Annotated in this window: 8 protein-coding genes and 2 pseudogenes; 7 read left to right on the plus strand and 3 right to left on the minus strand. The window is 34.3% G+C overall.

The genetic code is table 11. From position 1 onward, the window contains the following. The first annotated feature begins 175 nt into the window (after nt 1–175). A complete protein-coding gene (locus BVE84_RS09955; protein ID WP_142241941.1) occupies nt 176–394 on the plus strand; it encodes a hypothetical protein in 219 nt (72 codons plus the stop codon). 68 nt (nt 395–462) lie between these two features. Continuing rightward, nucleotides 463–1,530, plus strand: a complete 1,068-nt coding sequence (locus BVE84_RS09960; RefSeq protein WP_076996848.1) for a hypothetical protein — start codon at nt 463–465, stop codon at nt 1,528–1,530. Between the two features lie 101 nt (nt 1,531–1,631). Here BVE84_RS09960 and BVE84_RS11355 read toward each other — a convergent pair. Beyond that, a pseudogene (locus BVE84_RS11355) lies at nt 1,632–1,936 on the minus strand (IS982 family transposase); the annotation flags it as partial. A 202-nt stretch (nt 1,937–2,138) separates the two neighbouring features. Continuing rightward, on the minus strand, nt 2,139–3,026 hold the full coding sequence (locus tag BVE84_RS09970) for a tyrosine-type recombinase/integrase (protein ID WP_076996849.1): 888 nt from the start codon (nt 3,024–3,026) through the stop codon (nt 2,139–2,141). Between the two features lie 92 nt (nt 3,027–3,118). Here BVE84_RS09970 and BVE84_RS09975 point away from each other — a divergent pair, with 92 nt between their 5' ends. Next, on the plus strand, nt 3,119–5,461 hold the full coding sequence (locus BVE84_RS09975; protein ID WP_076996850.1) for a DNA repair protein: 2,343 nt from the start codon (nt 3,119–3,121) through the stop codon (nt 5,459–5,461). Here BVE84_RS09975 and BVE84_RS09980 read toward each other — a convergent pair. After that, nucleotides 5,456–6,454: a D-alanine--D-alanine ligase family protein gene (locus BVE84_RS09980; protein ID WP_076996851.1), complete on the minus strand. Its 999-nt coding sequence runs from the start codon at nt 6,452–6,454 to the stop codon at nt 5,456–5,458. The two genes, BVE84_RS09975 and BVE84_RS09980, sit on opposite strands and share 6 nt — an antisense overlap. Nucleotides 6,455–6,584: 130 nt before the next feature. Here BVE84_RS09980 and BVE84_RS09985 point away from each other — a divergent pair. From BVE84_RS09985 to BVE84_RS10000, 4 genes and pseudogenes are all read left to right on the plus strand, one after another. Next, a pseudogene (locus BVE84_RS09985) lies at nt 6,585–6,701 on the plus strand (peptidylprolyl isomerase); the annotation flags it as partial. A 270-nt stretch (nt 6,702–6,971) separates the two neighbouring features. Then, nucleotides 6,972–10,223 carry a type I restriction-modification system endonuclease gene (gene hsdR, locus BVE84_RS09990; protein ID WP_076996852.1) on the plus strand — a complete coding sequence of 1,084 codons (3,252 nt, stop codon included), beginning with the start codon at nt 6,972–6,974 and terminating at the stop codon, nt 10,221–10,223. A 22-nt stretch (nt 10,224–10,245) separates the two neighbouring features. Continuing rightward, entirely contained in the window at nt 10,246–11,685 is a 1,440-nt protein-coding gene (locus tag BVE84_RS09995) for a class I SAM-dependent DNA methyltransferase (RefSeq protein ID WP_076996853.1), read from the plus strand. Further along, a partial coding sequence (locus tag BVE84_RS10000) for a restriction endonuclease subunit S (protein ID WP_076996854.1) occupies nt 11,682–12,780 on the plus strand: 1,099 nt, incomplete at its 3' end. The genes BVE84_RS09995 and BVE84_RS10000, both read left to right, overlap by 4 nt.

Here is a 12,780-nt window from a genome sequence, read left to right on the forward strand (position 1 = left end):
TCATAATAGCAAAGTGAAAAACTTTCTTTGTGAACATCCATTCCGATGAAAAGTGTGGTAAAATGAAACATATAAGACCTCCAATTGAGTGTGGTAATTCCTGTTAGAAGTTGATTGTTTTTTTATTCTAGTGTACAGGTAAATCCACGAATTCTCAACTGGGGGTCTTTACATATTGTCTATTAAAATGGCGAGCTCAGAATCAGCTGAAATAACCTTACTTGAAGACATTCATGACTACCTCGAGTCATCTATACAGGAAATGGATGCATACCTAAAAACACAAACCATTGTGTATAGGGTTGACTGGCAAGCTTTGAATAATTTTTTCCTAGCAGAGCTGGGCATGGGGGAAAAGAATGAAATGAACGGAACATTATTTTTTAAAATATAACTATTGGCAGAAAATTGTAGAATTGGGCATTGATTTTATTATTTGATCAAATAGGAAGGAGGCTGAGAATGGGGAAATGGACTTGTCAATGCGGTTATCCGATGAACGACCATGCCGCTCCAGATCCGAATGCTTTTTCAGTATATTCAGATGAGTTATGGGAAGAAATTATGAATACTGCAGATGCTGATAATAAAATCGCGTATGAGGATATTTCGGATGCTTCCTACTATGTTTGGGAATGTCCTAGCTGTCACGGCTTAATGGTATTCGGTGAAGATGATACCCCGAATCGCTATACCTTTTATAGGAAGGTTAATTTAGATAGCGAAGAGGAGGAGCAGGTTACTGATTCTAGCTCATCTGATACAATTTACAGAGTAGCCACAGTCACTTTTTCAGAGTTTGATAAGGAGTACACCTATATTTGCGATGATGAATCGATAAAGGAAGACCATTTTGTAGTAGTACCTGTAGGTATCAGCAATGTTGAAAAAATTGCTCATGTCGAAAAAGTATATAAGGCTTCGCAAAAGGATATTTCTTATCCAATTCACAAGTTAAAACGTGTGATTAAACGCTATTCAGAGTTTGATAAGAGCAAGACAGATGAGATCGTTTCCGAATTGCGAGTAGCAGGAAGATGCCTTGACATAACAGATTTTTCAACATCGATAGTAGCTAATGACTATTTTGATATCTTGTATAATAAATTAGGACACTGGTGGTTGGAGGTGAATGGAGTCCCCATTCCAATGAGGGTCACCTTGTTAGTTGCAAACTTTGAAAAGTACCACGTTGACTGTGCTGTACATATCAAACCATTAAAAATAAACTGCAGTACTTTCCAATCTTTGAAGCTATGTACGGATTTTGAGGTTGATGCTGCGAGGTGGATTGCTGTCATTTCTGGTGAGTATGTTTGGGGAAATTCTTGGGAATTGGATGGCACTCAGTTTGGAATTACCTGTGAGGAATCACCAGAGTTTGAGGATGAGGTAGTATGTGGGAAATATAGCCGTGTCCCATACTACGATATTTGGCGTTCAAGTTGGAGCGAGAGGTACGGATTTAACCTTGCATGGAAACCCTATGAATCTGATGGAGACTTATCAGTGGATTTCTACATATCTTAAAAGATGTTGCATGGTATTAAATTGTATCAATTTTGTTCTCTAGTACAATATTAAACTTGGACCACTTCATTTCGTTCAATAGTATAGGAATTTGCTATCACCACATGTTGAATGCTTTGAGCAAAATTTTGGCAGATACGGCAAAATCGAGAGCGCTCTGGGAAATTGTCAGGAAAGAGATTGTGGCGAATGGTACGGTAAATAGCACTCGCGGTGGCAGTTCGACATCCTTCTTGAATTGCCCAGAGATAGCTAACAATAAGCACCGTATCAGGCTGCTTTTGTAAATGGATATTTCGTCTATCTCTAACTTCACTAGGAACAAAGAGCTGACTTGTGTTAAGATTTTTGAAAAAATGACTTGGGTTTGATTGGGATTTGCGGGATAATAAACTTGGCTTTGCATATCATTCCCTCATTTCGTGGTGGTTTTGAGTTTATGATACGCAAAGTTTTTTTATTTTGCGAGAATGAACTAGCACAACGAATAGTGCAGTTAATATTCTGCTTACACGTGGACTTGTGACAAATATTGTGAGAAGTAGAATGACAGTATACAATTAGGGCTACCTGAATGTAGGTAGTCTTTTATTTTTGTATGCTGCTGATTAAGTGTAGATAGATGAAATTGGATTACAGGAACTTAGAATCTCTTTTTGCTTTGATTGCGATACGTGGGTGTATATCTGAGTGATAGAGATAGAACTGTGTCCAAGTATCTGCTGGATGTACCGAATATCGACATCATTATCTAACAACATCGTCGCAAAACTATGACGAAACATATGAGGCGTAATCGTTGTCGTTAGTCTAGTTTGGTTTCTAGCTGTTTTCAGAATCAAGCGAACACTTTGTTCTGTCAGTGGTTTTTGTGCATACTTTCCAGTAAAAAGGTAATTATCTGTATGATTGCAATAACAAGAGATATAAGCTTTTAGCAACTGAAAGGTCGGTTCATCGCCAATAAAAATAATGCGTTCTTTTTTACCCTTTCCTAGAATTTGGAGTGTTTGTTCAGTGAGATTGATATCGTTGATTTGAATATGACACAGCTCAGAAATCCGAATGCCAGTAGAAAGGAGTAATGAGACTATTAACAAATTTCTCTCAGCTTTCTGTTTTTGATAGTCAGATTTGGCTGAGAGAATTTTCTTTTGTAGATAAGCGTACAGGATTTTTAAACTATCGTGAGGGATTGTCTTAGGCAATGTTTTTTCTGCTCGAAATTGAAACCGTAATTGATTAAAGGGATTGTCAGTAATAACATTTTTCGATTGAAGATAGCCATAGAACACTTTTAAAGTTGCGATTTTTCGCCGTAACGTACTAGTTTTTAAGTTTGAAAGTGTCAAACCTTCAATATAACTTACCACACATTCTTTATTTGAATTGTAAAATTGCATTAAATCATTTTTATAAGCCCGCAGCGTGTGTCTACTCAATCGTTTATGAGTTTTACAATAATCCAAGTAGTTAGAAATAATAGTATAATCCATGATAGTCTCCTTTAACGATAATGACGCTATTATAGACTGATTTTGATGTTTTGTATAGTGATAATAAATAGTTATCGGGAGGGGAGTTGATTATGTCTCATTGGAATCAATTTTTAACAGAAATTAGTACGAATATTTTGCAACACTATACTTCTCAAAATTCTGCCGCATTCTATATCCCTTTTGAGGATAGTCTATCAAAATCATTAGCATTTGATGAAATATCGCAACAAATATTAAATAAGGAAATCATAGGAGATGGAACGAGTTTATATACCGATTTTGGCGAAAATGATATTACTGATGGTTATAAACTTTCTTTAGTAGAAAAATTTTTTAAGCATATCTCTCTTTCTGCTAACGGTTCTATTCCTGGATTTGGTTCGGCTGGTATATCACTAAAATATAGTTCGATGGATGTAGAAAAGAAAATATTAAATAGTAGCGATGACTATAGACTAATATTCTTGATTCAGCACTGGGATTGGTTAGGAAATGAGCTGAAACTATTTTTTGTTCGTCTTATTAACAATCTTTCTGATTATGAAAAGAAATATAATAAATCAATAATTGTTGTAGTTGGTGGTAAAAACTGTATAAATGATGATATTTTCTTTTCAAAAATTTTTGATATTCATCATTTTGATTTAAATGATCTAAAAGATACTTTAAGAAGTATGATACAGTCCTCAAATTTATCTGATGATTTAGTAGATAAATTATACCCTCTTACAAAGGGGAATTTAGAAAAAATCTACAATTTCATCTCGTTATCACAAAATAATTTGGAAATTGAAAAATTGCTAGATGATCTATTACATACGATTGAAAATGACTTTAGGAAGAATCACATTGATATGGATTTTATATATCAACTGTCTGTCCTTCCTGAGTATTTCAATCCATATGAGGCAGAAGAATTTTTCAATATGAAGGTTTTTCAAATTGAAAAAGCCATTGATATTTTAAAAAAATTATTAGTTTTAATACCTGTAAAAAATCGAATAAATTTCTATAGTTTAATATTAATTATTAAAGATAAACTTCTATTAACAGTTGAAAAAGGACAGAAAGAAGTTTATATAAAGTATTATCATTATCTGTGTAGGAAAGAACCTTTTAATTACAAACTTAAAATAGAAATTTTATCTAAGATTGAGGATAAGCAAGAAAATTTACTTTCGCTTTACTTACTTTGGCATGAATATTTATTAAATCAAGATGAGATATTAGAAAGTGAAAAAAATAGTTTATATAAACTTGAATTTCTAAAAGAAGAGACTAAGTCAACATTTTTTAGATGTATAGAATACAAATATGGAGAATCTGCTAACTCAATTTATAAAGAAATACTGCCTGAAAGTTCACTGCTATCTTCCATACTATTAAAAAATGATGTTAATTTTCAAGGAAATACATCACAAGATTCTTCTTTTTATTCACTTTGTAATACGCTATATGAGAATATAATACATGAAAGCGGTAAAGATGTTATTATTGAGCCTGTTCACTATCTCTCGTGTATTTACATGTTATTACCTCATTTAATAGATAAACTAAACGAAATAGATAAATTCCAATTTTTAAATGAAGATATTATTAAAATTTTTTATGTAACAAAAGATATTGAACAAAATGCACAATATCTTGAAAAAATCTATTTAAGAAAAAGTTTTTTATATAAGGATAACGATAGAGCCATAAATGATGCAAACAGGGCTTTAAAGTTTTTTATAGATATCGATGACAAACTTGAGCAATATTATACGTTAGGGAGTCTTCTAGGGTTATTACTGGTTGCTTCTGACTATGAACGAGCACGTCAAGTGAAACAAGAAATAGAAGCATTATTCAATAAATATCATTTCCCACTATATTGGAAATCTCAAAACAACTTTATTATATTAGATTTCCTTTCTAATTCAGCAAATGATTTTGACTACTGGCGAACTCAGTTTGAAAACATTCTTACAGAAAACAGATTAAATGATGTTAGTAAACATTTAATATACACAAACTTATGTTCAATTTCTCTGTATTATTCTCGAATTGAAAACTATAAAATTTATAAAAATGAGTTAGAGAATTTGATGGAAGTGAATGATTTGTCAGATATTGAAGACGTGTCCATTGATGATTTCTATCGTTACTACTTTGGTTGGTTTGAACTTTGTAAATTACTTATAGAGGGGAATCAGCAACAAGCACAAGATAAGTATGAACAACTTAAAAATTTCTGCCCTATTATTTTTGAGTCAGAGAAAACAATGTTATCCGAAAAACACCGTCGTTACAAAAAAATATTTAAATCAGATATAAAGACAGGAAAGGAATTTTCAGAATTTCTAGTAACATCAAAATTCTCCTCACGAGAATGGAATTACTATCGTAGGGGTCTCATGGTAACAGATATACAGTATACCAGTGCATTATAAACTGCTAAATAATATCAGTTTGTGAAGATCAGCCATGGTGAGATTATACTTGTAAAAATTATAATGAAACGAACTGTGCTTAGTTGTATAAGGCATGGTTGCAACATCAAAAGCAAAAAAATTTCCATCTGATTTTATCCTGAAATCAACTCGTCCATAGGTACTTATATCTAAATATTGGGCGAGTTTTTCTGTTGCTTCTTTTAATTTTTTACACAGAGATTTATCTTGTAAATACTCAAACGTATAATCATTCCTATCTGACACTTCACTTGTCAAAATGTCTGTTTTACTGACTACTCTAACAGGATTTAATACAACATATTCTCCTTTAAAATTAAAAAAAGGAACTTCAACCTCAATTCCCTCAATAAATTCCTGAAGAAGGAAATCCTGAGTATCAATTTTTCTCCAGTCAAAATTCGATATGATAGAATCTTCAGATAAATTAATGCTTGCCGATTGTGAGATTTCTTTGCGTATATATTTTGGAGCCTCGAATATTTCTCCAAGTACCTTTCCATTGCTTATGCAAACAGTTTTAGGAGTCGCGATATTAAACCTATTTGCCACAGCTCCCCAAATAAATTTGTTACGACACAAAGAGACTGTCAGTGCATTTGAACCAGTATAATCAAGATTGAAATAATCACAAAAAGAAGGAATCAGCGATTTCTTACCTTCTCTTATACCATCTCTAGCTAAGTTATAGACTAATATATCTTCTTTGAATAAGTTCATATAGTTCTTTAATATATATTCAATAAATTCCATTTCTGTATAGAATATGTTCAAACAGAGGCCTGTTTTTAATAGAGCAGAGGCTATCTCTTCAAATTCTGATAACGAAAAAAATTCACTATCAGAAGCATGTTCAATTGTGTAATAAGACATTTTCTTAGTGTATTTTTTTAGGTTGGCAACTAAAAATAAATTAGTTTTAGAGCACTCTTTATCAAATTCTTGTAAATAATACTGAAGCAATTGTTTCATGTTTTTCCTCCCGATAACTATTTATTATCACTAGTATACCATAATTTGTAGTTAATTATATTTTTTTATGTGATAAACTTTCCAAGTTCATCTTGCTATGATGTGATTATCATTAATAAAGGAGAAAGCCATGTTAAACAAAGTGAAGGCTCGATTTTTGATTGGAGTGGGAGGTTTAATCGCAGTAAATTTGATGGTCATGATTGGCTATACGATTGGCTCACAATCCGTTTCAAAACAAACAGAAACATAATCAAAAAGAACAGCAGAACTCCTTGTCCCACAAGAGGATAGCTACCATTTGCATTTTTTATGTGATAAAGTCAGAAGTCGGGAATGTTTTGATAAGCCATAACAGCTTAAGGTCACCAAAAATGAAACAACGGAAATGATTCGTTACATTTGTTGCGGTAGATTAATGACACATTATGATATAATATATGTTAATAAAAACTTCTGATAATAGCGATTCGTCGGAGGATTATTTATCTCATTGAGTGATAGTAGGAGATTTATTATGAGTAATTTTTCATTTCTGAAACCTGAATGGCCTCAACTTGCCAATCCAGCTACACGTGCTGAAATTTATGTTTATAGTGATTCAAATAGCGCTATGATCCAGTTGAGACAGTTTGCTGAACGTATGACCGAAGCTTTGTTTAGGTTAGAAAATATTACACCTTGGAATGTACCGACTCAATTAGATAAATTAAAAGAATTGCAACGAGTAGGAGTTTTGGAGGATGATGTAGCTGAAGCTTTCCATATTATTAGAAAGTATGGAAATAAAGCGGCACATGATTCATTTTCAGATAGTGGTGCGGCATTAAAACTTTTAGGTTATGCTCATTTTTTGGCGACTTGGTTTATGGAAGCTTACGGGCCGATTGAGTTTGTAGCTCAGAAATTTGAAAAGCCAGTTAGTCAAGAAGAGGAAAATGCTCAACTTCATAAAGAAGTAGAGGAATTAAGAAAACAACTTGAAATTAGTCAATCAGAAAAGCAATCCATGCAAAAAGCTCTAGAAATGACACAAGCTGAGAGACAGGCGCTCGAAGAAGCAGTTGTTCGATACCGGAATGAACCTGAGGCAACTAAAATTCATAAGAAAGAGCGCTCCAAAGCTTATCTGCGCAATGTGGACTTTAATGAATATAATACTCGTATTATGTTTATTGATGAACAACTTCATAAAGCAGGTTGGGAAGTGGACACAGCTAATCTTGATTGGCGTAAAGGAACTCGGCCACAAAAAAATAAAAACTTGGCAATTGCTGAAGTTCCCACTCCTCGCGGGCGTGCAGATTATGGACTTTTTATTGGTCTTGATTTAGTCGGTATTGTAGAAGCAAAACGTTATAATAAAGCTATATCTGGTGATCTTATACAATCCAAGGGCTATGCTCGTAAGATAGATGTTTCTTCGAACTATAACTTGGTTCAGTCTGGAAAATATAAAATACCGTTCCTTTATGCCTCTAATGGTCGTCCGTACTTAAAACAATTAGAGGATCAGTCTGGAATTTGGTTTTGGGATTCCCGCACAGAAACTGTACCTTCATATGCTTTAGAAGCTTGGCATAGTCCTGAAGATTTGAAGAGAAAACTTGAAGTTGATATTATCAAAGCTGAAACAGAACTGGTCGAAGAAGAATATCCAGATTTTGCTGGACGTTATTATCAAATTGAAGCTATCAAATCAGTTGAAAAAGCGATTTCTGAAAATAAACGCCGTATGCTTTTAGCACTTGCTACAGGTACAGGTAAAACGCGTCTTTCATTAGCACTAATGTATCGCTTACTAAAAACAAAACGAATGCGTAGAATTTTGTTTTTAGTAGATCGTCGAAGTCTCGGGGAACAGGCTTCAGATGTCCTTATTGATACGCAAATTGAGAATCAGTCATTTGCTTCTATATATGATATTAAAGGTGTTGATGAGATTTTTGCTGAGAAGAATACAAGAGTGCACATTGCAACTGTACAAGGTATGGTCAGACGGCTTTTCTACACAGATGATGAATCAGAAATCCCATCAGTAGGTACTTATGATTTTATCATTGTTGACGAAGCTCATCGTGGCTATACTGAGGATCGTGAGTTATCAGAGGAAGAGTTGCTCTATCAAAACGAACAAGAATATGTCAGTCAGTATCGCCGAGTCATTGATTATTTTGATGCTAGTGTGCTGGCGCTAACAGCTACACCGGCTTTACATACTACTAGAATTTTTGGAGATCCAATTTACACGTATTCCTATAGAGATGCAGTAGTTGATGGTTATTTAGTTGATCATGAGCCGCCCTATCAATTTGAAACAGAACTATCTAGAAATGGTATCACGTTCGAGGCTAATTCGGATATAGATGTATGGGATGCTAGGAATAAGAGTATTACTAAAGCACATCTAGATGATGACTTAAAGTTTGATGTTGCACAATTTAATAAAAAAGTTATTAATGAGAATTTTAATCGTGCTATCCTTAGTGAATTAGTGAACTATATAGATCCCAATGAAGGCGGAAAATCGCTGATCTTTGCTGTTACGGATTACCATGCTGATCAGATTGTTAGAATTCTCAAAGAAGAGTATCGAAAAGCAGATATTCCAGTTCCAGATGATGCAATTGAAAAGATCACAGGATATATCGCTCACCCTGATAAAGAAATTAAACGATTTAAGAATGAAAAATATCCAAATATTGTTGTTACAGTTGATTTATTAACCACAGGAATCGATGTACCAGAAATTGAGAACCTTGTATTTATGAGACGTGTTCGTTCTCGTATTCTCTATGATCAAATGTTGGGACGTGCTACACGTTTGTGTCCTGAAATCAACAAAGAAAGTTTCAAAATCTTCGATGCAGTTAAGCTTTATGATACGTTAAAAGACATTACTGATATGAAACCTATTGTTTCAAATCCAAGTCAAACAATTGATCAAATTCTTGAAAAGGCGTTGTCCGCAGATGATAATTTTGAATTTGAATTTTTCAAGAATGAATTAATAGCTAAACTGCAACGACGGAAACAGCGACTCTCTAAAGAAGCTATTAACGAGCTTGCAGAGTTAAATAATGTTCGTAGCATTGATATGTGGCTTCAAGAGTTAAAAGCAATGAATAAGCAGGAGCTCGCAGGTCAGCAGGAGAAAATTAACAGGGTTGCACACTATAGAAACTACGTTGATATCGCGATATCCCACGATTCAGATATGATTAAAGAAGTGACTAGAGGATATGGTGTTGGAAATGTTAAACCAGGTGATTACTTAAATGATTTTAATCGCTTTATCCGTGAAAATATTAACCTGATTCCAGCTTTAGAGGTTGTCGTTAAGCGACCAAAGGAATTGACTTATAAAGAGTTGAGGGAAGTTCAATTACGTTTAAAGGAAAATCATTTTGACGAAAGGAATCTACAAGAAGCTTGGCGCCATGAAAAGAAAGAGCGAGTTGCAGCTGATATTATCAGTTTCATCAGGCAAGCTGCTTTGGGAACTGGTCTGGTAGATCATGAAACTCGTATCAAAAATGCCATGAAGAAAGTGTATGGTATGGAAGATTGGACTCCAATGCAGTTGAAATGGCTAAAGCGCATTGAAAAACAGTTGCTTGAAACTCCTGTCTTGGCACCTACAGCAAAACAATATTTTGATGAAACAGAAGTGTGGAAGCAAAATGGTGGTTACAAACAGATTCAACGTCACGTTGGGAAAAAAATTGATTTGGTTATTCAAGTGTTGAATGATCAATTATATGCTTAAGATAAAAAGGGAAATAAACAAAATGTCTAATAATGATATTGTCCAAAAACTATGGAAGATGGCTGATGTTTTACGAGATGACGGAATTAGCTATCAAAATTACGTCACGGAGTTGACTTATATCCTGTTCTTAAAAATGATGAAAGAACAAGATAATGAGCACAGTATTCCCGAAGGGTATCGTTGGGATGATTTAGCATCAAAAGAAGGGGTAGAGTTAAAAATTTTTTACAAGCAGTTGCTTCTAGATTTGGGAAATCCGGAAATTACTAAAGATAAGCGACTAAACATGATTTATGCAGATGCCTCCACTTATATCGATGAGCCTAAAAACCTTGAAAAGATTATTACAAGTATCGGAGACTTGGACTGGTATTCTGCTAAGGAGGAAGGGTTAGGTGATCTTTACGAAGGTCTCCTAGAAAAAAATGCGAATGAGACTAAGTCTGGGGCAGGTCAATACTTTACACCACGTGTCTTAATTGATGTAATGGTGGAGTTGATAGACCCTAAAAAAGGGGAAAAATTGAATGACCCTGCTGCTGGAACATTTGGATTTATGATTGCCGCAGACTATTATCTTAAAGCAAAATACGATGATTTCTTCGATTTATCTCCAGAAGAAGTAAAGTTTCAAAAAGAGGAAGCACTGAGCGGTATGGAACTTGTTCCTAATACGCACAAACTCGCTTTGATGAATGCTTTACTGCATAATATTGAAGGACGCTTGGAGCAAGGAGATTCACTATCATCTAATGGCAAATGGATGAAAGGATTTGATGTTGTACTGACTAACCCACCGTTTGGAACTAAAAAAGGTGGTGAACGTGCAACACGCGATGATCTAACTTATGAAACTAGTAATAAACAGTTGAATTTCCTTCAAACGATCTATAATTCTTTGAACACAAATGGGCACTCAAGAGCAGCAGTAGTTGTTCCTGACAATGTTTTGTTCGATAACAATGTCGGAGAATCTATTCGTCGTGATCTGATGGATAAGTGTAATCTTCATACTATTTTGCGCTTACCGACTGGTATCTTCTATGCTCAAGGTGTTCAGACCAATGTGCTTTTCTTTGAGCGTGGTACATCAGAAAAAGGAAATACAAAAGACGTTTGGATTTATGATATGCGGCATAACATGCGTTCGTTTGGTAAGCGAAATCCCTTGAATAAAAAGGACTTTGAAGAATTTATTTCTTGTTACAAGAGAGAGGATAGAGAAAATCGTCAAGAAACTTGGAGCGAAGAAAATCCAAATGGTCGTTGGCGCAAATATAGCTTTGAACAAATCGATGGCAGGGATAATACATCGTTAGATATCAGCTGGATGACTGAGGAAAGCAATACACCAGATTATAGTCTGTCAGAAATGTTAGAGTTAATGGAGGAAAAATCTCGAAATATTGCTGAGGCTGTTTCTCAATTACAAGAGTTGTTGAGTGGGGTAGAAGAATGATTGATACCAAAGCACTCCGAGAGAAGATTCTAGACTTAGCCATGCGAGGAAAGCTTGTCCCTCAAGACCCAAATGATGAGCCAGCAAGTGAACTTCTAAAACGGATTAAAGCTGAGAAAGAAGAGCTCATCAAGCAGAAAAAAATCAAACCGGATAAAAACGAAAGTGAGATTTTCAAAACTGAGGATGGTTCCTATTATGAGAAGTTTGCTGATGGTATAGTAAAATCTGTTGAGGTACCTTATGAGATTCCTGAGGGGTGGGAGTGGGTAAGAATTAAAAGTATCTATTGGAATTTAGGCCAACGAACACCAAGTAATGATTTTTATTATTTAGATACTGGAACTATTGATAATAATTGTCAAAAACTAGATAAGATGCAAATCTCAAAAGTATCTTGCCGTGAAGCGCCGAGTCGAGCTAGGAAAATTGTCCAAAAAGATAGTGTTATTTTTTCTACAGTAAGATCATATCTAAAAAATATTGCTGTTATTGCTGTTGATAATCCAGAGGACTATATTGCAAGTACTGCTTTTATTGTGCTAGATACACTACTTCATAGTTCTTTCTTGCTATTTGTGCTAACTTCGCAATTTTTCTTAAAACAAGTTTCTGAAAAATCAACAGGATCAAATTACCCTGCAATTAATGATAAAAATTTTAATAGTCTTTTTATACCAATTCCACCATTGAACGAACAAAATCGAATTACTGAACAAATAAAATTCGGATTTGAATCGATTGGGAAAATTGATAAAAACCAATCAGACCTTCAGCAATTATCAGAACAACTCCGTCAAAAAGTGTTAGATGTAGCTATGCAAGGTAAGTTAGTCGCACAGGATCCAAATGATGAACCTGCTTCAGTATTGTTGGAAAAAATTCGTGCAGAAAAGCAACGACTCTTTGAAGAAGGCAAACTCAAGAAGAAAGATTTAATCGAGATTGAACCCGTTTTGACTGATGACAACGCCTATTATAGGAACTTACCCGAATCGTGGGAGGTAACAACTTTAGGAAATTTATATCATATTACCTCGAGTAAACGAGTCCTACAAAGTGAATGGAAAGAAGAAGGTGTTCCTTTTTATAGAG

This window comes from Streptococcus azizii (assembly GCF_001984715.1).
Lineage (GTDB): Bacteria > Bacillota > Bacilli > Lactobacillales > Streptococcaceae > Streptococcus > Streptococcus azizii.